This is a genomic window from Bacillus gobiensis, assembly GCF_001278705.1.
Taxonomy (GTDB): Bacteria; Bacillota; Bacilli; order Bacillales; family Bacillaceae; genus Bacillus; species Bacillus gobiensis.
Window position 1 is genome coordinate 689,404 of the sequence record NZ_CP012600.1, and the last position, 22,721, is coordinate 712,124.

Annotated in this window: 24 protein-coding genes; 15 read left to right on the forward strand and 9 right to left on the reverse strand. The window is 39.4% G+C overall.

The window, feature by feature from the left end:
- Positions 1–63 precede the first annotated feature (63 nt).
- The 6 genes from AM592_RS03375 to spx all read left to right on the forward strand — a co-directional run bounded on the left by AM592_RS03375 (position 64) and on the right by spx (position 6,113).
- Positions 64–1,815 carry an ABC transporter substrate-binding protein gene (locus AM592_RS03375; RefSeq protein WP_053602474.1) on the forward strand — a complete coding sequence of 584 codons (1,752 nt, stop codon included), beginning with the start codon at positions 64–66 and terminating at the stop codon, positions 1,813–1,815.
- Positions 1,816–1,949: 134 nt separating this feature from the next.
- Positions 1,950–2,915 carry an ABC transporter permease gene (locus AM592_RS03380; RefSeq protein ID WP_053602475.1) on the forward strand — a complete coding sequence of 322 codons (966 nt, stop codon included), beginning with the start codon at positions 1,950–1,952 and terminating at the stop codon, positions 2,913–2,915.
- Positions 2,916–2,927: 12 nt separating this feature from the next.
- Positions 2,928–3,857, forward strand: a complete 930-nt coding sequence (gene opp4C, locus AM592_RS03385) for an oligopeptide ABC transporter permease (RefSeq protein ID WP_053602476.1) — start codon at positions 2,928–2,930, stop codon at positions 3,855–3,857.
- A gap of 253 nt (positions 3,858–4,110) precedes the next feature.
- Entirely contained in the window at positions 4,111–4,746 is a 636-nt protein-coding gene (locus AM592_RS03390) for an NAD(P)H-binding protein (protein ID WP_053602477.1), read from the forward strand.
- A 207-nt stretch (positions 4,747–4,953) separates the two neighbouring features.
- Entirely contained in the window at positions 4,954–5,532 is a 579-nt protein-coding gene (locus tag AM592_RS03395) for a GNAT family N-acetyltransferase (protein ID WP_053602478.1), read from the forward strand.
- Between the two features lie 185 nt (positions 5,533–5,717).
- A complete protein-coding gene (gene spx, locus AM592_RS03400; protein WP_053602479.1) occupies positions 5,718–6,113 on the forward strand; it encodes a transcriptional regulator Spx in 396 nt (131 codons plus the stop codon).
- Between the two features lie 42 nt (positions 6,114–6,155).
- Here the strand turns inward: spx and AM592_RS03405 are convergent, their stop codons facing one another.
- Complete coding sequence (locus AM592_RS03405) at positions 6,156–6,818, reverse strand: TerC family protein (protein ID WP_053602480.1); 663 nt, start codon at positions 6,816–6,818, stop codon at positions 6,156–6,158.
- 260 nt (positions 6,819–7,078) lie between these two features.
- On the opposite strand from AM592_RS03405, the gene mecA reads away from it, so the two are divergent.
- The 3 genes from mecA (at position 7,079) to pepF (ending at position 11,214) form a co-directional block, all read left to right on the forward strand.
- Entirely contained in the window at positions 7,079–7,732 is a 654-nt protein-coding gene (gene mecA, locus AM592_RS03410) for an adaptor protein MecA (protein WP_053602481.1), read from the forward strand.
- 260 nt (positions 7,733–7,992) lie between these two features.
- Positions 7,993–9,171 carry a competence protein CoiA gene (locus tag AM592_RS03415; protein WP_082363679.1) on the forward strand — a complete coding sequence of 393 codons (1,179 nt, stop codon included), beginning with the start codon at positions 7,993–7,995 and terminating at the stop codon, positions 9,169–9,171.
- Between the two features lie 222 nt (positions 9,172–9,393).
- Positions 9,394–11,214 (forward strand): oligoendopeptidase F, encoded by a 1,821-nt coding sequence (gene pepF, locus AM592_RS03420; RefSeq protein ID WP_098945285.1) that lies wholly within the window; start codon positions 9,394–9,396, stop codon positions 11,212–11,214.
- Between the two features lie 29 nt (positions 11,215–11,243).
- Here the strand turns inward: pepF and AM592_RS24305 are convergent, their stop codons facing one another.
- The 5 genes from AM592_RS24305 to AM592_RS03440 all read right to left on the reverse strand — a co-directional run bounded on the left by AM592_RS24305 (position 11,244) and on the right by AM592_RS03440 (position 14,429).
- Complete coding sequence (locus tag AM592_RS24305) at positions 11,244–11,411, reverse strand: hypothetical protein (protein WP_098945189.1); 168 nt, start codon at positions 11,409–11,411, stop codon at positions 11,244–11,246.
- Between the two features lie 365 nt (positions 11,412–11,776).
- Entirely contained in the window at positions 11,777–12,661 is an 885-nt protein-coding gene (locus AM592_RS03425) for a ClpXP adapter SpxH family protein (RefSeq protein WP_053602484.1), read from the reverse strand.
- Positions 12,658–13,056, reverse strand: coding sequence for a globin domain-containing protein (locus AM592_RS03430; RefSeq protein WP_053602485.1), 399 nt, complete (start codon positions 13,054–13,056; stop codon positions 12,658–12,660). Before AM592_RS03430 ends, AM592_RS03425 begins: the two co-directional genes overlap by 4 nt.
- A 168-nt stretch (positions 13,057–13,224) precedes the next feature.
- On the reverse strand, positions 13,225–13,845 hold the full coding sequence (locus AM592_RS03435; RefSeq protein WP_053602486.1) for a lytic transglycosylase domain-containing protein: 621 nt from the start codon (positions 13,843–13,845) through the stop codon (positions 13,225–13,227).
- Positions 13,842–14,429 carry a CYTH domain-containing protein gene (locus AM592_RS03440; protein WP_053602487.1) on the reverse strand — a complete coding sequence of 196 codons (588 nt, stop codon included), beginning with the start codon at positions 14,427–14,429 and terminating at the stop codon, positions 13,842–13,844. Before AM592_RS03440 ends, AM592_RS03435 begins: the two co-directional genes overlap by 4 nt.
- Before the next feature lie 116 nt (positions 14,430–14,545).
- On the opposite strand from AM592_RS03440, the gene AM592_RS03445 reads away from it, so the two are divergent.
- From AM592_RS03445 to AM592_RS03460, 4 genes are read left to right on the forward strand one after another with little or no spacing between them, the layout of a single operon-like run.
- A complete protein-coding gene (locus AM592_RS03445; RefSeq protein WP_053602488.1) occupies positions 14,546–14,914 on the forward strand; it encodes a UPF0738 family protein in 369 nt (122 codons plus the stop codon).
- 24 nt (positions 14,915–14,938) lie between these two features.
- Positions 14,939–15,583: a GTP diphosphokinase gene (locus tag AM592_RS03450; RefSeq protein ID WP_053602489.1), complete on the forward strand. Its 645-nt coding sequence runs from the start codon at positions 14,939–14,941 to the stop codon at positions 15,581–15,583.
- Positions 15,583–16,383 (forward strand): NAD kinase, encoded by an 801-nt coding sequence (locus AM592_RS03455; RefSeq protein ID WP_053605967.1) that lies wholly within the window; start codon positions 15,583–15,585, stop codon positions 16,381–16,383. The genes AM592_RS03450 and AM592_RS03455 overlap by 1 nt, the downstream gene beginning before the upstream one ends.
- Positions 16,384–16,387: 4 nt before the next feature.
- Positions 16,388–17,287 carry an RluA family pseudouridine synthase gene (locus AM592_RS03460; protein WP_053602490.1) on the forward strand — a complete coding sequence of 300 codons (900 nt, stop codon included), beginning with the start codon at positions 16,388–16,390 and terminating at the stop codon, positions 17,285–17,287.
- 99 nt (positions 17,288–17,386) lie between these two features.
- Here the strand turns inward: AM592_RS03460 and AM592_RS03465 are convergent, their stop codons facing one another.
- Positions 17,387–18,322 (reverse strand): DMT family transporter, encoded by a 936-nt coding sequence (locus tag AM592_RS03465; RefSeq protein WP_053602491.1) that lies wholly within the window; start codon positions 18,320–18,322, stop codon positions 17,387–17,389.
- A 121-nt stretch (positions 18,323–18,443) separates the two neighbouring features.
- Between AM592_RS03465 and AM592_RS03470 the strand changes: the two genes are divergently transcribed.
- Positions 18,444–19,784, forward strand: coding sequence for an aminotransferase-like domain-containing protein (locus AM592_RS03470; protein WP_053602492.1), 1,341 nt, complete (start codon positions 18,444–18,446; stop codon positions 19,782–19,784).
- Positions 19,785–19,905: 121 nt separating this feature from the next.
- Here AM592_RS03470 and AM592_RS03475 read toward each other — a convergent pair whose 3' ends face one another.
- Together AM592_RS03475 and AM592_RS03480 are read right to left on the reverse strand one after the other, a co-directional pair.
- On the reverse strand, positions 19,906–20,715 hold the full coding sequence (locus tag AM592_RS03475) for a metallophosphoesterase (RefSeq protein ID WP_053602493.1): 810 nt from the start codon (positions 20,713–20,715) through the stop codon (positions 19,906–19,908).
- A 56-nt stretch (positions 20,716–20,771) separates the two neighbouring features.
- On the reverse strand, positions 20,772–21,347 hold the full coding sequence (locus tag AM592_RS03480; protein ID WP_312883760.1) for a YkoP family protein: 576 nt from the start codon (positions 21,345–21,347) through the stop codon (positions 20,772–20,774).
- A 132-nt stretch (positions 21,348–21,479) separates the two neighbouring features.
- On the opposite strand from AM592_RS03480, the gene AM592_RS03485 reads away from it, so the two are divergent.
- Positions 21,480–22,562 (forward strand): MGDG synthase family glycosyltransferase, encoded by a 1,083-nt coding sequence (locus AM592_RS03485; RefSeq protein WP_053602495.1) that lies wholly within the window; start codon positions 21,480–21,482, stop codon positions 22,560–22,562.
- The last annotated feature ends 159 nt before the right edge of the window (positions 22,563–22,721 follow it).

Genomic DNA, 22,721 nt, shown 5'->3' on the forward strand with positions numbered 1-22,721 from the left:
AGGATATAGTGCACCAACTGAAAAATGATTTGAAATGATAAAAAAATTAGAGGGGTGTTCAACTTGAAAGGAAAGAAACTTTGGCCGCTGCTTTTGATATTTGTCCTTATCCTTGCAGCATGTAATTCGAATTCTTCTTCAAATGAAGAAGGCGGCAGTGAAGCCGCAGGCGAACCGCAAAAAGGCGGGGAGCTTGTCGGAGCGATGGATACGCCTCCTGAAGGTGTTTTCAATCCGATTTTTTATTCCAGTTCGTATGAGAACAATATTTTACAATTTACTCATGACGGATTGATTACGCAGAATGATAAACTTGAATTTTTGCCTTCTTTGGCAAAAGACTGGGACTTAAGCGAAGATCAAACCTCCGTCACTTTCACGCTAAATGAAGGAGTGAAATGGCAGGACGGCGAACCGTTTACAGCTAATGACGTTGTCTTCACCTATAAAACCATTTCTGATCCGGATTACGTTGCTGCCGGCGGTATTCGTACGGATTATGTTGTTCGTTTAAAAGGTTATCAAGATTATTCAACAGGCAAAACGGATAAATTCGAAGGCGTAGTTGCGGATGGAGATAACAAAGTAACATTCTATTTTGAAGAGTCAAACATCCAAGCATTGTCTGACGCGAGCCTGCAAATCATTCCGGAGCATATTTTTAAAGACATCCCGGTGAAAGATATACCGAAAGCGCCGGAAACAAGAGAAGCAGGCAAGGTCATCGGAACAGGTCCATTTAAATTCGCACAAGAGGTTCAAGGCGAGCAGTATGTACTTGAAAAGAACCCAGATTATTTTGACGGTGAGCCTTATTTGGATAAAGTTACATGGAGAGTAATGGAGCAATCAGTTATTTTAGGTGAGCTTGAATCAGGTTCAGTTGACTTTGTTGCTGATCCCAACGGTTTCCCTCCAGCTGATTACGACACAGTTAAGGATATGGAAAATATCAGTATTATTGAGCAGCCGCAATTTGGTTATCAAATCATGGGGATGAGCATTAACCATCGTTCAAAAGAAGACGCCCAAGCCGGTGTGATTAAGCCGGAGCAATTTGTGCCAAATAAAAAACTTCAAAGCAAAGAAGTTCGACAAGCGATTGCATATGCAGTTGATCGCCAAAAATTAATCGATGGGCTGCTTTATGGCCACGGGGACGTAGTTAATTCACCGATTCCCCGAAATTTCTCAGCGTATGATGAAGAAAAACCAAATCAGTATAAGTTTGATCCGGATAAAGCGAAAGAACTGCTTGACGGAGCAGGATATAAAGATACAAATGGTGACGGCTTCCGTGAGGATCCGGAAGGAAAGGAATGGGTGTTGAACCTTAATTATCCGAAAGGGAACCAAACACGTGAAAAATCCGCGCCAATCATTAAACAATTTTTAGAAGACGTCGGCATTAAAATAGATCTTCGCCAGCCGATGGAAGCAGCTTCCTATTTTGAGAGCTTAGAAAAGAACAATTTTGATTGGGATTTGTATTTGATCGGCTGGTCGCTAAGCTCGACAGATCCAGATCCAAGCGGGATATATGGAGCACCAGCTGCTTATAACTATGGACGCTGGAATAATCAAGAAGCAGAAGATTTAATTAAAAAAGCAAATACACCTCCTGATGCATTAGACAAAGATTTCCGTGATGGAGTATTCAGCGACTGGCAAGTAAAATTCCAGGATGAAATGCCTGCCTTTATCTTGTATGCACCGAATGACTTATGGGCTCATAATAATCGTCTTCATGGTATAGAGCCGCTTCCATACTCTATGTTAAATAAAACGCACAAATGGTGGGTTAGTCAAAATTAAAGGCACAAAATCTTAAGTGGAGCGAGCGTGCGCGAAAAACGCCGCATGCTCCTTCCTTTTTTATGATTAAAAAAGCGGACAAGGTTTGTTGAACGGCTGATATTCGCTTTTCGGAAGGAAAAGGAGGGGAAAAGTTGTATAAATATATATTTCGCCGGATTCTCGTATTTATCCCTATGCTGCTTACTCTTACAATTATTGTATTTGCGCTTATGAAGACTGCTCCGGGAGATCCTTTTGCTGGTAGAGTTTTGGATCCAAATGTCGATCCGAAAGTGTTTGAGCAGATGAAAGAAGAGCTTGGATTAAACGATCCAATCCATATTCAATACTTCCGCTGGCTTGGCGATGTCGTTCAAGGAGATTTTGGGAATTCAATTATTTATAAAGGTCGTGCAGTTACGGATTTGATCGGCGACCGGATTCAAAATACACTGAGCTTAGGGTTGTTTTCCCTTTTTATTACTGTGGTCATTTCAATCCCGATTGGTATTTATTCGGCCAGAAGGCCTTATTCTCTATTAGACTATTCCACAACTGCAGTTGGATTCTTCGGTTTGTCTATCCCTAACTTTTTCTTTGGCTTAATAGCAATTTATATCTTCTCCCTTACATTAGGGTGGTTTCCTTCGCAAGGCTCCGTTTCAGGTCCAGGAGGGAGTGGAATCAGCTTGTTTTTCGACAGGCTTCATCACTTGATTCTGCCCGGATTTACACTCGGCCTCGCGGGAACAGCAAGCTACATGAGGTATATGCGTTCGGAAGTACTTGACGTTTTAGCAAGTGATTATATCCGTACGGCAAAAGCAAAAGGAATGAGCGATAATAATGTACTCTACAAACATACGCTCCGAAATGCCCTCATTCCCATTATTACTTTATTGGGTTTTGAAGTTGGTTATCTTTTAAGTGGAGCTATCGTTGTAGAGAGTGTATTTAACTATCCTGGCCTTGGGACGTTATTTTTACAGTCTATTGGCAACAGAGATTATTCGGTGATTATGGCAATTAATTTAATGCTCGGCTTTTTTATTCTATTAGGGAACCTATTGGCTGACATCTTTTACAGTATTGTCGATCCAAGAATCCGCTATGATTGAGGTGAAACAGTGATGCAACTTAATCCGAATCCGGAGGACCAGCTCGAAGTAAATCCGGAGATTCAACCATTAACTTCTTCTGAAAAGAGCAAAAGCCCGTTTCAGATCGCAAGTAAACGATTTTTGAAAAACAAATTGGCAGTAGCAGGATTAGTTGTCTTAGGATTGATTGTCATCCTTGTGCTGCTCGCCCCAATTATTACTAATCATAGCCCTACAAGAGCTGACTTATTGCTGGTAGAACGGCCGGCTTCCGCTGACCATCCGTTAGGAACGGACAGCTCGGGAAGAGACAATTGGGCGCGATTTTTATATGGTGGGCGCATCTCTTTGATTGTTGGATTTAGCGCTATGCTTTCTACCGTAATAATTGGTGTTATTCTTGGCTCGATAGCTGGCTATTATGGCGGAAGAATTGACAGTTTAATTATGCGTATTGCAGACATTATTCTTACCCTTCCGTTTTTTGTATTATTGCTAACGATTGTCGCTGTTCTGCAAAAGACTAACATTACAATTATGGTAACAGTGATAGCGTTAACGACATGGCCAAACCTGGCGAGGGTTATTCGCGGATCGTATTTATCGCTCAGGGAACAAGAATTCATTGTAGGCGCAAAGGCGATTGGAGCAAGCGATATCCGGATTATTTTTAAGCACTTTATTCCGAATGCGATTGGACCAATTATTGTAAATGCGACTCTGTTGATGGCGACAATGATCATCATAGAATCAGCGCTTAGCTTTATTGGGTTTGGAGTTCCACAACCTACGCCGACGTGGGGAAATATGCTGTCTGAAGCGCAAAGCATAAGAATTTTGCGCAATAGTCCGGAAGCATGGCTGCCGCCTGGACTGGCTATCTTCCTAACTGTGCTCAGCATTAACTTCATCGGTGACGGCCTTCGTGACGCATTTGACCCGAAAAGCAACAGACGTTAAAACCATCAATAGAACCTGCTGATACAATAATCAGTGGGTTTTATTTATTCTATATTGCACAATGTTCTGTTCAACTATCATTTAAAATCACTCTTCTCTTGTTTCATCTTAAATGAACCTATCTTCTAACAAACGACAACGATTCTGACAAAAAAGTTAGAGGAAAATATATTATTTTGTAAAATTTGAAACTAAAATCATGTCACACCGTATATCATATAGACTTAAAATATTATTTGCTGGAGGAATTTTGTTGGAGGATTCTTGTAGAATTGCAATAATCGGGGGGACGGGCAAAGTAGGTTATTACATAGCGAAAAAAGCTTTAGAAAACGGCTTCCGAGTTCGTATGCTTGTCAGGAACCCAGTTAAGTTAGCGTATAATGATAACAGAATTGAGATAGTAAAAGGCGATGCTCAAAACATAGATTCTATACGTCTGCTGCTCAAAGATTGTCACATTGTTATCAATACCCTGGGACAACCGGTAAAGGATGTCCCTATATATAGCAGTGTAACTGCTGATGTCCTATCTTTAATGAAAGAATTTGCAATTAAAAGATATATTGGTGTTACAGGAGCATCACTAAATATAAAAGGTGATAGCAAGAAAATGATAAATAGAATAGGAGCGAAAATATTTGAAGTCTTATTTCCTAAAATGATGATAGATAAAAAAAAGGAACTAAGCATTCTTTTAAAAAGCGATATTAAATGGACACTTGTACGGTTGCCATTTGTTATTGAAGGTTCAGAAACGGGAGTGATAAAGGAAAATTTAACAGATGTGCCAGGTACAAAAATTACGAATGCAGATATTGCAATATTTCTCATTAATCAGGTGAATGACAAGAAATACATAAGAAAAACCCCCTTTATTTCGAATTAAATGACAAGAATATGATGAGTTAACTGTACGGGAAAAACTCCCTATGCCATAAAATAATCACAATCCAAATCCACTCGCATTATTATACAAAATTAATTGAAACCTTTCTGTTGATCAATCGTCTTACTGTATATAGGGCAAATCGTTTAAAACGATTTGAAATAGGGTATGTTTAAAAGTGAATACGTGAACGTAAGGAGCAGATCGATGAATTGGTATGAAAAACTCAGTAAGTATTTTCCAATTGAAGAAATGAAGTCGAAGGAACATATGGAAGCTTTACTTAAGGAACAAAGCGACATCTATCATAAAGAGGAAGGTCCTCACCATGTGTTAATGTATGCTGAGTTTGAAAACTTCATATTTATTGATTACTTATACGTTTCAAAAGACGCTAGAGGACAAGGGCTTGGCAGCAAGCTGCTTGAAAAGCTAAAAAAGAAACATAAACCTGTTTTGCTTGAGGTAGAACCCGTCGATGAAAATGACAAGGATACAGCCAAACGTTTAAAATTTTATCAAAGGCAAAACTTTAAGCATGCCAAGTCAATTGGGTACAGAAGAAGGTCTCTAGCTACGAATGAAGTTAATCAATTGGAAATTTTGTATTGGTCGCCGGAATCAAACACCGAGGAAGTAGTGTTAGGCGCCATGAAACAGATGTATGAAAAAATTCATACATATAAAGACAAAGAGTGGTACGGCGAATCGTACGAGCAAGTTGACCAAGTTCTAAAAGTGATTGAGGATGATAAGCAAAAGAACATTTTCGATCAATTGGACTAATTGAGAATGAAAAGTTGGTCAAATGAATAAAAAAGTTGCTTCTTTGTCACAAATATTCCTTTTAGACCTATTCACACTTACTTTTTTATAGTATAATACCCTATAAAGATTCCTTTTTTAAACTAATTTCTATTTAGGAATTCAATTTAACATTAATTCATTCTACTTATAGAGGAGTGAAGATCATGGTGACACTATACACATCACCTAGTTGTACCTCATGCAGAAAAGCAAGAGCATGGTTGGAAGAACATGAGATTCCGTTTGAGGAAAGAAATATTTTTTCAGAACCATTATCAATTGATGAGATAAAACAAATATTGCGAATGACTGAGGACGGTACGGATGAAATCATTTCTACCCGCTCCAAAGTGTTCCAAAAGCTTAATGTCAATGTGGAGACGATGCCGCTTCAAGAGCTATATCAATTAATCCATGAGCATCCTGGTCTTTTACGCCGCCCGATCATTATTGATGAAAAAAGATTGCAAGTCGGCTATAACGAAGACGAAATCCGCAGATTTTTGCCAAGAAAAGTTCGTTCTTTCCAATTAAAAGAAGCCCAAAGGCTTGCGAACTAAAAATATAGCAGAAGGCTGATCCGTTCAGTCTTCTTTTTGTATTTACTGTTTATGTACACTTTGTTCGTAAAAAATACTCGCCAGGAGAACAAAGAGGATCGACAGGACTGGCAATAGAACGGGCAGCACGTCTTGGCCTTCAAAGAATTGGGCGAGTTTCCGCTCTCTTGTGATCATTTCACCGCCTGTATAAGCTAAAAGGGCGCTGCCGACATAAATAAGAAAAGGAAATTTGCCCATTGCCTTATAAATTAGCTTGCTGCCCCATATAATAACGGGTACAGAGACCATTAGGCCAAGTACGACAAGGAGGTAGTTGCCGTGAGAAGCTCCTGCCACAGCGATTACGTTGTCAAATGACATGAAAAGGTCTGCAAGTACAATGGTTCGAATGGCTTTCCATATGGATGGGCTGCTTTTCACCTGCTTTGATTCACTGTCTTCAACCAGTAAATGGTAGCCTAAGTAAAGCAACAGAATACCGCCTGCCAGCTGCAAATAAGGGATTGTCAGAAGATATACGGCGGCACTGGTCATACAGATCCGAAGAAGTACGGCAATGATTGTTCCCAGGACAATGGCTCTATTGCGATCTTTATTTGAAAGGTTTTTGCTCGCCATGGCAATAATAAGTGCGTTGTCGCCGCCGAGAATTAAGTCAATTCCGATAATGGTAATGACTGCAAAGAAGAATTCATGTTCCATTTGTGTCCCTCACTTTTATCCTTGTCTGCTTGTACAGATAGTGTATGAGCGAACATGAAAAATATGATATTGAACTGACCTGCAGCAGGTTGAAGCATTTTCGTTTCATTTCTCTTCAAAGTGTCATAAAATAAAATTATAACGTTACATGCCAAGATGGTTAAGTTGTGGACTTAGAAGGGTAATATGTAGTAAAGTATCTAGTAATCGGGAGCTTAGTTGTCCCTTCAAAATCTTAAATAGAAGGGAAGGTTGGCAAGATGGAAATCGAAAGAATCAATGAGCATACGGTTAAATTTTATATTTCGTATAATGATTTGGAAGATCGCGGCTTTGACCGTGAAGAAATTTGGTATAACCGTGACAAAAGCGAAGAATTATTTTGGGAAATGATGGATGAAGTGCATGATGAGGAAGAATTTTCAGTAGAAGGTCCACTTTGGATACAAGTTCAAGCACTTGATAAAGGATTGGAAGTTATTGTGACAAGAGCACAGCTTTCTAAGGATGGACAAAAGCTCGAATTGCCGATTCCTGAAGATAAAAAGTATAGTCAAGAAGCTGAGCAGTTGAATTCATTACTAAATGATTTAGACAATGAAGAAAAGCCTGATGAGATAGAAAATGAAGAAACGAAGCTGCAATTTGTTCTTAAATTTGCAGACTTTGAAGATCTCGTTTCATTAGCAAAGCATCAATTCAGCGGATGCAAGACAACTCTTTATTCATTAGAGAATACGTATTACCTATATATAGATTTTGAACAACTTTCCGACCATGAAGTCGAAGATCAATTAAGCCTGTTTTTAGAATTTGGATCTGAATCAAACGCAACAATTCACAGGCTTGAAGAATACGGAACACTTATCACGGCGGAACATGCACTCCACACTATTAAAAAGCATTTTTCATAATAATGGAATGAGAAGGTGGCTCATATATTGAGTCACCTTTTTATATTGGCTCCGCAGGTTAATTTCACATATCCCCAATTGGCAATACTCAATGTATTTGCGATCTCAGCAATTATGATCAGCTGCCACAACCCTTTCATTTTCTATTCCAATAGCACGATAACCCTTTTATCACGTCCCAAAAGGCTGTTTTCAATAAATAAAAGGGGACAGGCATTTTCTTGTTGAAATGATTCGTATCAACAGGAGAAAGGAGTGGTTTGTTGTTATCTGCAAGGCGGGACGATCAACAGCTAATTTATTTAGCTGATGACTATTCATCTGACGTTTTAAAAAAATGGCGTACTGATCACAGTTTTTATTGTCCGGTATGTAAAGAGCAAGTAGATTTAAAGCTGGGTCAGATTAAGATTTTTCATTTCTCACATAAGCGCAACCATCATTGCCCTTATCGAGGAGAGCCTGAATCCGATTTTCATTTGGAAGGAAAGAGGCAGTTGTACCGTTGGCTGATCAGATTGGGTGAAGATCCTGAGCTTGAACCGTACTTACCGGCCATTAATCAAAGGCCTGATTTGCTCCTTAGAGAAAAAAATAACCCTGCCGCATTGGAGTTTCAATGTTCCCCTTTAAGCTATCCGGATTATAAAAAACGGACGTCAAGCTATATCGGAATTAAGATTGAACCGGTTTGGATTATTGGCGCAAATCGATTAAAGCGTGTGTCAGACGGAGTTTTTCAAATTTCTGATTTCCTCAGACAGTTTTCTTCTTATACCGATCCGCCGTCTGCCCTGCTGTTTTATTGCCCCAACGCCAAGGCGTTTATCCGTTTGAATCATATGACTGTCTTCTCATCTTCAATTTCGTGTGCAGAATTGCGTTATATACCTTTAAAACGTGCGAAACGGGACACGCTGCAAAGAAAAAAAGACACCTTTTGTCCGCCGGAAAGCTGGCCCAGAGTTGTGAGGAACTTCCGATTAAAGCCTAAGCAAAGAATTTCCAAAGAAGTGAATGAACTGCGCCTTCTATACTACGAGAAACTTCAAGTCACACTTCCTTTTCTTCCATCCGAGGTGTTTTTGCCGCTCTCTGCAAATCACTACTTCTCATCGCCCGTATACATTTGGCAAAGCTATATTTATCTTTATTTACTCAGCAGGTCCGTTGTGACGGCTAGGGAGATTGAGAAAGTGATTGTAAAGTTAGTAAAAACAAAAAAAATAAAAATAAGAAAGATGTTCATTTCTGAACATACGCTATATACAAGCACTCTGGAATATTTACAAGGCTTGGCGGTGATCGGCACTATTAAAGAGGGAGAAAAGGAGCAGTTTATCACTGATCAAATGTCATTCGCTTTTTTATCAATGGAGGAACTATTAAAAAAAGACAACGACATTCACTTACGACTAAAAAAGAATGAGAAAGCTTGATTTGGTTCATTTTATTAAAAGAAAGAGGTGAGCCAAATAAGCAGATTCTTAAAGAGTTTAATGGTTGCGGAGCTTCTAGTGTTTCTTATGATAGGTACCTGGCCTGCATTTGGGTTGACAAATGACAGTCAAAAAAAGCAAGATAATCTAAAGGGGTGTTTATTGAATGTTTTGCCAATTGGCTTGGATAAACTGACTCTTAAGAAAGCGAGGGGAATTGAAATGACTGACACGAAAAAAGAAAAAAAACTTCCTGTAAGATCCGAGGTTAATGAGGAATACACATGGAGATTAACAGATATTTTTTCAACGGATGAAGACTGGAACAAAGAGTTTGATGAGGTAAAAGCAGCGCTTCCTAAACTCGGTGAATTTAAAGGAAAGCTAGGGGCTACTGCTGATAACCTTTATGAAGCCCTGACGTATCAGGACCATCTAATGGAGAGGCTTGGCAAGCTTTATACATATGCCCATATGCGGAGCGATCAGGACACCGGAAATTCGTTTTATCAGGCAATGCAGGATCGGGCTGCCAATCTGTACACGCAGGCTGCAAGCATTGGTTCATATGTGGTGCCTGAGATTCTTTCCATTCAGGAAGATAAGCTCCAGCAATTTTTGCTTGAAAAGGAAGAGCTTCGCCTGTATTCTCATGCACTTGATGAAATTAACAGGGAACGCCCGCACGTACTAAGCGAAAAGGAAGAAGCGCTTTTGGCGGAGGCATCTGATGCGCTGTCCGCTTCCGATAATACATTTGGCATGCTTAATAATGCCGATTTGAGTTTCCCGAAAATTACGGATGAAGACGGGGATGAAACGGAAGTGACTCACGGACGTTTTATCACCTTTATGGAAAGTGAAAACCGCGATGTTCGAAAAGCAGCTTTTAAAGCGGTGTATGACACATACGGCAGCTTTAAAAATACATTTGCTGCCACGTTAAGCGGAACCGTAAAAAAAGATAATTTTTATGCGCGTGTAAAAAACTATAAATCTGCACGGGAAGCGGCACTCAGCAGAAACAACATTCCCGAAGAAGTGTATGAAAATCTTGTGAATACCGTAAATAAAAATCTTCATTTGCTGCACAGATATGTTGCTTTGCGAAAAAAAGTGCTCGAGCTGGATGAATTACATATGTATGATCTTTATACCCCGCTTGTGAAGGAAGTGGAAATGAAGGTCAGCTATGATGAGGCGAAGAAAAAAATGCTCGAAGGACTTGAGCCGCTTGGCGAAGAATATCTTTCATTGGTCAAAGAAGGCCTGGACAATCGATGGGTTGATGTTTATGAAAATAAAGGCAAGCGAAGCGGTGCTTATTCATCCGGTACATATGGTACAAACCCATATATTTTAATGAATTGGCAGGATAATGTAAGCAATCTGTTTACGTTGGCGCACGAATTCGGACATTCCATTCACAGCTATTATACGAGAAACAATCAACCATATCCTTATGGGAATTACAGCATTTTTGTCGCAGAGGTTGCTTCCACGACGAATGAAGCGTTACTTGGAAAATACTTGTTGAAAACAGTAAAGGAAGAAAAAGAACGCCTTTACCTTTTAAATTATATGCTCGAAGGATTTAGAGGAACTGTCTTCAGACAAACGATGTTTGCGGAGTTTGAGCATTTGATTCATAAGAAAGCCCAAGACGGTGAACCGTTAACGCCTGAGCTGTTAACAAAGCTTTATTATGATTTGAATAAAAAATATTATGGAGATGAGATTGTGGTCGATGAAGAAATCGGCTTGGAATGGTCACGCATTCCTCATTTCTATTACAATTACTACGTGTACCAGTATGCGACTGGCTACAGCGCCGCTCAAGCTCTCAGCAATCAAATCCTTGAAGAGGGAGAGCCAGCCGTAACTCGATTTGTCGATTATCTGAAGGCTGGCAGCTCAGATTATCCGATCGAGGTTCTTAAAAAAGCAGGCGTTGATATGACTTCTCCAGAGCCGATTGAAGCAGCGTGTAAAGTATTTGAAGAGCAGTTAAATGAACTAGAAGAGCTCTTGCTGAAAAACTGACGAAAATCCGCCCATCACGTGGCGGATTTTTAAAACCCTTTAAACGTTTTTCGATGATTAAGTTGGTGTACCGTAAAAAAAATCGATAAAAACAACAAAGGAATCGTAACGTACAGCGGAAAAACATGCAAAAAGGCGAGCATATTCATTATGCTGGAAACAACAACGGAGAGCATGCCGATTATAAGAAGTATCATTTTTCCCTCCTGTGAAAGGTATTGTCCTTTTAAAGTTATGAGTCCATCTCTCCAGTTAGTCCAAGAGGAAGCAGGGTGCAAATTTTTTAGATGCAAAGTGTAAATTTTTTTGTTACAAATCTGTGAAATTTAATTGAAGGGGTTGTCAATTGTCGACAAGTTTTGATACTATATAGATGTGAAATTGATCACATACAAACATTTACCCCTTTGTTTGACCGTGAATAATTTCTCCCATCCCCTTTGTTGTCGTTAAGACATAAAAGAACCGCGCTTATCCCGGCGCGGTTTCTTTGTATCTGTAAAAGAACGTATGTTCTGAAGATTGCAAGGAAAAACGGGCCCTTCGCCCGTTCGATATCATATTACAATGGTAAAAAACAAGAAATCCCAGAATTTACATAACGCCAGAAAACTCCTTGTTTAGCCTGAACCCGTTTGACTTTGTTCGCAAAAGCGAGTCTTTTCATTTGCCGCTCAACTTCTTCAAGACTAAGATCATATACGATTGCGATCTCCTGTGCAGCCACAAACTGAAAGTACTCGAGGAACAATTCAAGCGGTGGAGTTTCTGAAGGCTTCGGCCTCTCATCCAGCATTTCAAACAGCACTTCCTCGTAAATGTAATACGGATAATTTCCGGATACTTTTAGACCCTCATCCTTATAGCGTGTATTAAAAAAAGCGAGAGTAGGAAGTTCCTTCACATCCATTTCAGCGGCAATCTTTATGTCGCACTGCAGTGCTGTTATCGCATTTGCCGAATGCAGGTCTTTTTTGAATTCCTTCACATCCAGACGTGCCATTTCGGCAATTTGAAGAAGTGTTTTTTCTTTAGTTACATCTTGTTTTTTGACAAACAGCACTTCCTGCAGATTTCTGAGAAACTGAAGCCCTGCTTTTCTTCCTTGAAGTTCCGCAGCTTTTAAGGCAAGCGAGATATTGTAGGAAGCAGGTGGTGAATCGTTTTGCAATCCTGCATCACAAGGCATGGCGGACACGGCTTCCATATTGTCCCGGGAAAGATTTTTTTTCTTCGTCTTATTATTTAAGGTAGCAATTGATACTATCACAATCGGGCGAAGTGAAAAAAACCTTCCATATAGAATCTTCAGCTTCTTTATTGCCGGTTCCAGATCCCAACACTCCGGGTTTGTGGGATCAATGAACATGAAGATTTCAATTGGCTTTTGAGGGTGACCATGGCAATGGGAAAAATATTGGTCACAACGGCTACCGTTACCTCTCAATGCTGATCGTCCTCCGTGTCCCTTTGGTTGACCATGTGGTGTGCAGTTAAGGTTAGTCGTTCGAATAAAAACTTTCTGATGTCACCCTCTAAGCCGACTTGATCCATTGCCTCTTTCATACAGCTAAGCCATGCTTCTGCTCGTTCTGGCGTAATTGGAAAGGGGAGATGTCTCGCCCGCAGCATCGGATGTCCGTGCTCCTCAGTATAAAGCTGGGGACCCCCCAAATACTGAGTTAAAAACTGCTTTTGTTTTCTCGCTGTTTCGGACAAATCATCCGGAAATATCGGGTGTAACAATTCGTGTTCCTTTACCCGTGTATAAAAAGTATCAACAAGTTGCGATAGAAGTTCTTCTCCAATCGCTTCATAAGGTGCTTTAAACGATTGTTCCATGTTGACTACTCCTTTTAAAATATATTAGATGATCCTATTAATAAGTCATTTGTAAATTCATTTTACCAAGTGGGACATAAATCTACAAATAAACTGACTTTCGGCTGGTAGCTAATGTACACGTTTCTAAGTTATTCATACACAAAAAAACGGAGATTCATTCTCCGTTTAACCGTAATAAGCAGTTGTTATTTTGTTGACATAATTTTGTGTTTCTTTAAACGGGGGAATTCCTCCATATTTTTGAACGTTTCCCGGGCCGGCATTATAGGCGGCAAGAGCGAGCGAAACATCGCCGTTATGTTGATCGAGCATTTGCTTTAAATATTTTGTGCCGCCCTCTATATTCTGCCTCGGGTCAAGAGCGTTGCTGACCCCTAAAGAGCGGGCGGTTGACGGCATAAGCTGCATGAGACCCATTGCGCCGGCTCCGCTTACGGCAAGATTTTTATATCCGGATTCTTGGCTGATCACGGCGTGAATCAGTTTTTCATCAACTCCGTAGTTTTTAGCTGCCTCTTTCACTATTTCTTTTATTTCCTGTGTACGGCCTGCGTAAGCTGATGGAATTCCTCCCGTGATAGAATTGGGGAGTTGTTCAGGTCTTGGACTTCCGCTGACATTTGGAGGAAAGGGTACGGTGCCGGTCGGTTGATTCGTTCCCGATAAATATTGGGACAAAATATTTTTAAAAGCTGTTAATGTATCGTCAGAGGAGGTTCCGTTAGTCGGCTGTATTGCTTTCAGAGCGCTGAGCTCAAGGAGGGCGGTCCAATTGTTTACGTTCATTTTTCCTCACCTTGCTGTTTGTTCATTTTTGCTTCATAGAAGCGGACGATTTTGTTTTTTGTTTTACGGACTGGAATCTGAAATTCGGACAGCAAATCTTTAAAATCCCGCTTTCCTTTTTCGTAGTCGCTGACTTCAAATTCCAATTCATAATCCTCTTTATTTATATATCGGCTCTTGTCGAGAACAATTACACCCGATTCCAGCTTTTTTTCTGCCCTGCTTGTAGTGAGCGTCCCAAAATACTCAATTCGCATAATGTCAACCCCGAGATTTTCCAGCTGTTTCTTTACCTGGCCCTCAGGAATCGAAAATTCCTTCAGCTGTTTGAGGTCTATAATTTCCTGGTGGGTTTCCATTAGGCCGACCTCTGCCGGTTCTTTAAGAGTGAGAACAGCTTGTCCGTTTTTTGTCCGTATTCTTAAAGCGGATTTCGCCTGCTTCAACCTGAAATCGGGTGTATCAAAATAATGATTTTCCTGTGTGAAAAATGCTTTGTCAGATATAGCAAACGCACTTTGTACTCGTAGAAATTCGTCCCTTGTCAGCATATTTTTAAATTCAATTTCGAGTTCCTGCATCAGTTTTCTCCCTCTTTCATTCCAGGTATTTGTTCCATTATCTCTTCTTGCTTGACGTTTATCAATATTCTATTGGATATGCTAAAATGGTAATGTACTTTTTTTGGAGGGAGAACAACATGCCAAACAGAATTGAATTAACAGAATCCAGTATGAAAGACAATGCCCTTATTCTGTCCGGCTCCGCCGCAGAGTTAGAAGGAGAAATAAAAGCCACGGGACAAATGCTCGTCGATTCAGACAACTTCGCTTTTGTCTATGTGCTTGAATATAAACAAGCGTTTTATTATGCCATTTTACAAGAGCAGGTGTGGCCGCAAGTAAATAATGCCCTAGAAAGCGACATGCCTGTCTACATATCAATAGGAAGCAGGACAATAGAGCTGACTGGTATTCATGAAGAGCTTTCCTATTTATTGGGCAATATTAAAGATAATGCGAATTACGGAGAGGAAATGGAAAAAAAGGTGATCGATGCCTTTTTGTAAAATGGCGAACAAGGGGGGAGTCTTATGGATGAAAAAGAATGGGAGCTTTTTTTGGCTCCATACCATCAGGCAGTTGAGGAGCTAAAGGTGAAGCTAAAAGGGATGCGTTCTCTTTATGACTATGAGATTGATCATTCGCCGATTGAGTTTGTTACGGGAAGAGTAAAGCCTGTAGCCAGTATCAAGGAGAAAGCAAGAAGAAAAAGCATTCCATTACATAATATTGAAACGATGCAGGATATCGCCGGTCTCCGGATTATGTGCCAATTTGTTGAAGATATAAGAATTGTGATCAAAATGCTGTTGGCACGCAAAGACATGGAAATTGTCGATAAAAGGGATTACATTGCCGAGCAAAAAGAGAGCGGCTACAGATCCTATCACTTAGTGGCTGAATATCCATTGCAAACGCCAAGAGGAGAGAAGAAGGTTCTTGTAGAGATACAGATCCGCACATTGGCGATGAATTTCTGGGCGACAATTGAACACTCGTTAAATTATAAATATAGCGGTAATATACCCGAAAAAGTGAAGCACAGACTGCAAAGGGCATCTGATGCAGCTTCCAGGCTAGATGACGAAATGTCCGAAATTCGTGAGGAAATTAAGGAAGCTCATGCTGTATTTTTCAGAAAAAAAGAGCATGGACCTAAAGGAGATAAGAGATGATGAAGTTCTCAGTTTCATCAAAAGGAGATTCAGTTTCTGACAAGTTAAAAAGCAGAATCGATACCTATCTTCAGGATTTCGGCTTGAAAATGGATGAGGAAGAGCCGGACATTGTCATTTCAGTAGGAGGAGACGGGACACTGCTTTATGCGTTTCATAAATACAGCCATCGATTGGATAAAACGGCTTTTGTCGGTGTCCATACCGGCCATCTTGGGTTTTATGCGGATTGGGTGCCAGAAGAGATCGAAAAGCTGGTAATCGCAATCGCCAAAACTCCGTATCAAACAGTTGAATATCCCATTTTAGAAGTGACTGTCCGCTATCTTAATGGCAATCAGGAAGAAAAATACTTGGCCTTAAACGAGTGCACGATTAAAAGCACAGAAGGATCCCTTGTTGCTGACGTAGAAATCAGGGGAGAGCTTTTTGAAACCTTTAGGGGCGACGGATTATGTATGTCAACACCGTCCGGAAGCACAGCGTACAACAAAGCGTTAGGCGGAGCAATTATTCACCCATCGATCCGGGCGATTCAGCTTGCGGAAATGGCGTCGATCAACAATCGTGTGTTCCGGACGGTCGGTTCGCCGTTGATTTTGCCTGATCACCATACGTGTGTCATTAAGCCATTGAATGACGTGGACTTTCAAATTACAATTGATCATTTAACCTTGCTTCATAAGGAAGTGAAATCGGTAGAATGCCGCGTCGCAAGCGAGGTAGTCAGGTTTGCAAGGTTCCGGCCGTTTCCGTTTTGGAAACGGGTTGTTGACTCGTTTATCGGCAAAAAGGAATAAACGCATGAGTCAATTTTCAGTAACTAAAGCAATATCCATGAAAGAGCAAGGCATGGCTTTAAAAGAATATTTAAACGAAATGGGAATCTCAAAACGGCTGCTGACTGATATCAAATTCAGCGGCGGGGATTTGCTTATTGACGGGAAGTCAGTAACCGTTCGGCACGAGCTCTCTGCCGGCGAAGAACTTACGGTCAGGTTTCCGCCTGAGTTCGTAAGTTCATCCCTTGAGCCGGATCCTGTCCCTCTTACGATTTTATATGAAGATGAGCATGTTCTTCTTATCAATAAGCAGCCGTATGTTTCCTCTATTCCTTCAAGGGAACATCCTACAGGCAGTATCGCGAATGGATTGATCCATTATTACGCTGCCAAGGACTTTGAATCAACCGTCCATCTCGTAAATCGGCTTGATCGTGACACGTCTGGAGCCATGCTTATTGCAAAGCATAGGTTCGCTCATTCCTTGTTATCAAAATCGCAAAAAGAAGGAAAGGTGAAAAGGTCTTACATTGCGGTTGTGGAAGGGATAGTCCCCAAGGATGAAGGCACAATAGACGCGCCGATCGGCAGAAAAGGAACAAGCATTATTGAACGGGAGATCAGTGAAAGCGGACAAGCAGCTGTGACTCGTTTTACCGTTTTAAAAAGGTTTGCTGACACAACACTTGTCGCTCTTATGCTTGAAACGGGAAGAACACATCAAATCAGAGTCCATATGGAGCACTACGGCCATCCGTTATGCGGGGATTCATTGTATGGAGGATCAAAAGAAAAAATAGCCAGGCAGGCACTGCATAGCGAGTGGATCACTTTTTTTCATCCAATAACGCAGGAAAAGTTAACCTTTTGTGCTCCGGTTCCACAAGATATCAGGAAATTGATTGAAGAACAATCAGACTAAGAATCGGATGTCCGCTTCTAAAAAATGCAGAGTAAAGGAGAGAATATGTTATGTATGATTAATATGTGCTCTCCTTTATCTTTTAAGCTAAAGACGAGGTCACTTTTTTCTAACTCCCCGAGTATGATGCCTAGATTCTCTGCTTCCCAAAAAATTCACACCAACAATTCCAAGAATGATTATGAAAGCACCAATCGCATGATAATAATGAAATGATTCATGCAAAAAGACAATTCCGGCTAGTATTGTAATGAGCGTGGCTAAATTACTAAAAACGCTCATTTGTGAAGCTGGTAATTGTGATAATGCATAATTAGTAAGACACGAAGTACCTAAAGAAGATAAAACACCTAAATATAAAATTCCGATCACAAAATTTAGGTTCATTAAGGGCTGCTCAAATTCATGAACTGTACCATTCATTATATGGTTTGAGAGCGCCAGCCCATTAAATGCAATAAATCCAAACAATGTCATTACATATGTGATGGTGAATAACGAATAACGTTGTGTTAGCTTTCTGGCAAATACATTGTACAGTGAAGCTGTAAGAGCTGATAGAAAGATTAAACTGCTTCCTAGCAGACTTGTATTTTTGTCCCCCGCTCCATTCATGTACATAATATACATTACACCGAGCACCGATAAACTAATCGCTAATTTTTGACCAAGTGTAGATGTTTCTCTTAACAAAAGACTTGCGAAAACTAATGTGAAAATCGGGACTGCCGCTTGTATAATCCCAGCTTCAGATGACGACGTATGCACCAGCCCAAATACTTGAAAAGCAAAAAAAAGTGTCGGATAAAGAATAGCTAGCAAAGCAATCATCAGTACATCCTTTATTTTTACTTTTAAAGATTCTTTTTTTAACAGCAATAACACTGAGGCAGCGATCCATGCGATTGTAAACCGGTGAGCCAATGTATCAAGTGGCGTTGCAGCAGTTAATGCCACTTTGACAAACAAAAATGACAATCCGATAATTATTGAGTAGATTGTTGCAGCGATATACGCTTTTCTTTTTTCAATCATCTAAAGGCATCCTTTCTAAGTTGTATCCGGCCGGTAACACTATCGTAAGAAAAATTAGCAATATGTACGATATGAAAAATACATATCTGTACCGATACAGATGAGATTGAGGTGTAATACTATGCTTAAATATGAATCGATATTTCAGTCACTTCTTCTGCAAATTCAAGCAGGGGATATACCGGCAGGGACAAAATTACCCTCAATTCGAAATTTAACTCAGCGTTATTCTTGTAGTAAAAGCACAATATTAACAGCTCTTAAAAAATTAGAAGAGCAACATATTCTATATTCCATACCAAAAAGCGGATATTATATTGTGGAACATCAGGTCTTTAAAACACCATCAATCACTGACAGTATCGACTTTGCCACATCATCTCCCACATGGCACGCGTTTCCTTATAAAGACTTTCAACATTGCTTGAATAAAGCAATTGATACGTATCAACAAGACTTATTTCGCTACGGCACACCAAAAGGTTTGCCCTCACTGATTACCGAAGCTAAAAAACTCTTAGAATCTTATCAAGTATTCTCGCATTCCGAAAAGATTTTCATCACTTCGGGAGTTCAACAGGCTCTTTCTTTGTTAAGTATTATGCCGTTTCCAAATAATCGTTCCACTATCTTAGTTGAACAACCAAGCTATCATTTATATATGGATATGGTGAGAACATATAGGCTGCCGGCAGTAGGCATTAAGCGTACAGCAAAAGGTATTGATTTAAATCAATTAGAACAAATATTTCATGAAAAGAACATTAAATTTTTTTATACAATGCCACGTTTTCATAATCCTTTAGGGACGTCATACTGCAAAAAAGAAAAAGCGGCTATTTTACAGTTAGCCAACAAGTATGATGTGTATATTATTGAAGATGATTACTTAGCTGATTTTGAATACAATTCGAAAAATGATCCACTTTTTACAGAGGATTTCCACGAGCGTGTCATCTATTTGAAAAGCTTTTCAAAAATTATGTTCCCTGGGTTAAGAATTGGTCTGGCGGTACTTCCAAAAGCTCTCATCAATACCTTTCAACAATTCAAAGTGACTACGGATATCGACAGTTCTATGATTTCTCAAGCTGCATTACATCTCTATTTGAAAAGTGGTATGTATGAACATTATAAAACGAAGGTAAGCAGCATTTATCATTCACGCGCAAAAACCCTTCAGCAATCACTACAGACTCATTTATCTATGTGCGAATCATCATCAGAAATTGTAATGCATAATCACATTGTGCTGCCAAAGCAAGTGAATATGAAATCATTTATTCATCGTTTGCAGGAGAAGGATATATATCTAGATTCAGTTGAAATGAACTATTTAGATGATTTTTACCATGAACGAATTTTGAAGTTGAATGTTTCAAATGTTAATGAACATCGAATTGAGGAAGGTATTAAGGAAATTGCTATCGAATTAAAAAAAACTAAAAACTACTTTTTATAAATGCTTAAACGCTATGTTCGACACACAATCTTTATTTGGGGGGGGGGGAAAGTGCTAAAAAAAAGGCAATCAACATATGAGTCATTGCTGAATGTTGATTGCCTAATTAACTGCTATTTATCTATGAAATATTATGAAACGTAATCTCAGGTCTGCTGCCGATTCTGATGTTTACACCGGTTTGTCCTAAGCCTTCGCTAATGTAAAACGGTTTTCCATCATGATAGTGCAGTCCTTTAACCATTTTCATTTTAACCAATTGTCCCATTTTTACGAGATGATAGGGCTTTGGCCAATGAATTTGCCCGCCGTGAAAGTGCCCGGACAACAGATAATCAAAATCTGCGTCCTGCATCTCAAGAACGACATTGGGATCGTGTGTCAGGACAAGGTTGTATCCTTCTTTCATCCCCTGGTAAGAGCCGGCAATACTGCTGCGGCCTGTGCTGTAATCATCGATACCGATAATATTCAACTGCGTGCCATCCACGTCGATTGCAGCGTGTTCATTCTGTAATGTTTTACAGCCGTTTTCTTCTAATGTCTGCTTTAATATATTAAAATTCTTCGAGTTTAACACATAATCATGGTTTCCGAAAACTGCAAAAATACCATATTTCGGGTTGATTTTTTTAAAAACGTGAAGATAAGGAATCAGCTTTTGTATGCTGCGTTTGCGATCAAGAAAGTCGCCCGTTAACGCAATGATATCAACATGTTGTTTTGAGGCAGCAATATACAGCTCACCAGGAGAAATCGAGATATTTTCCATATGAAAATCAGATAAGTGAAGGATGGACAGCGTTCTGCTCGTTCCATTGGCTTTCTTATCTTGTAGTTCTACAGTATTAACAACAACGTTTTTCGTGTTTCTATAAGCCTTATAAAATAAAAAAATAAGTGCTGCTAGAATAATAAATAAAACGTACATTTCATCTCCTCCTACTATAAATTATAGAGCCGGAAGAGATGAAGTCCAAGTGGGAGTTACTGGGATTTTATATCCTCATTTAAATATTTCGAAAGCAAGTTGTTTTTTGACATCATTAAATAAACAAGCTTGTGTTTTTTCATGTCGTAGGAAGCTGTATTCGTCGATAATAAGTAAATTGGAAATAAACTGATTTTTTTAAACCATTTATAAAATTTGTTTTCAGGCTCGAAGCATTCAAACCCTAAATTTTTGATTCCTTTGTTAATCAGTGTAATTCCAATGATCCCTTTAATCATTGACTTATCTTTATGGTTGTTGATGTACATCGCTAAATAGGGCATGGATTGCTTTACTCTTTTATAAATATATCTCCCTTGCATCACTTGATTTTGATTGACCAATGTTTCTCGCAGCAGCCGAACATTATGAAGGTGAACCTTTAATAACATGTCGTTTTTGCATATTTTTGTTCCATCAGGCAAACAAACATCTTTCCCTTTATATTTCGTCAATCTTACGCGAAAGACGGGTTGATATGAATCATTGGATTGAATGCATCTTAACCGGGTAAACAGGTAATAAACTGGATCAATTATACTCCAAATCGATACTAAATAAATTCTAAGCACAATGTTCTTCTCCTTTCAGTGCTCCAGGTCTATATCGATAGGATGATTTTTTTTTTCGTTTTTAAAAGTGGGAATCAAAGGAATAATTACGTATCCGATAACCTCATAATAAGCAAAAAAGGTTGATTTCGGATGAAAAAAGTTTTGTTGTTGCCATTTTTGCAAATTTCATCGGGGCATCATCAAGTAGCAGATGCTTTAGCTGAATATATTTATCGGCTCGATCAGACGATTTCGTGCAAAAAAATTGATATTTTGCATTACACCTATGGCAGAGGCGAACGATTGATATCAAATCTATACTTATATGCCATCCAAAGAATTCCTCGATTTTACAGCTGGTTATACAAAACAAATGCCTATAAAACCGCTGCACGCGATAAAACTTATTATTTTTATGAGATGCTCTTTTTGCGCAGCATGAAAGAGCTGGTGGAAAGAGAAAAACCTGATCTCATTATATGCAGTCACTCTTTGCCTTCCTATTTATTGAATCTGCTTAAAAAAAAGAACGTGCTAAACGTTCCTGTTATCAATGCTTATACGGATTTTTTTATTAATAACGTATGGGGCATCCAGTCGATCGATCACCATTTTGTTCCGAGTTTGGATTGCAAACAGATTTTAGAAAAACTCGGAGTGAAACCGGAAAAAATCACGGTTTCCGGTATTCCGATTCATCCGGAAATATCCATTGCGAAGAAGGAAAATGAGAAACCGACTTACAATGTACTTATCGCAGGGGGCAGTCTTGGTGTCGGTCCCATTGAAAAACTTCTGAAGCAGAAGAATCATAAAATCAATTTTTTTGTTTTATGCGGGAAAAACATTCAATTGTATAACAAAATCAAGCAATTAAAGAGTGAGCTTATTACACCTGTTCGTTACATACAAGATAGAAACGAAATGAATGATTTGTACGATCAAATGGATCTCATCCTGACTAAACCGGGAGGCATTACGATCAGCGAGTGTTTACGCAAACAAATTCCTGTCTTTCTTTATTACGGGCTTCCCGGTCAGGAAGAAATAAACAAAGCATATTTAGAAAGCAATGGGCTCGTCATCAAGCTAAACGATGGAGACCAACTTGAAGAAACTATCTTGAAATTTTTGGAGGATGAGAAGGAGAGGGAAGAGCATCTGAAAAGAGTAACTGCCCATATTCATACATTTGAGGATTTCACAAGTGTGATTCAAAGCTATTTACTATAAAGAGAATAATGTTAACTTTTGTCAATGGTAGTAATTGATTAAGACATTGGCGAGAGAAGTTCTCCAATCAGACTTCTAACGACTACTGCGGGATAAATTCAAAAAAAGGTCACATACTATTTGGTATGAATGTACAAAAAATTGGGTTAAGCAGGTGGG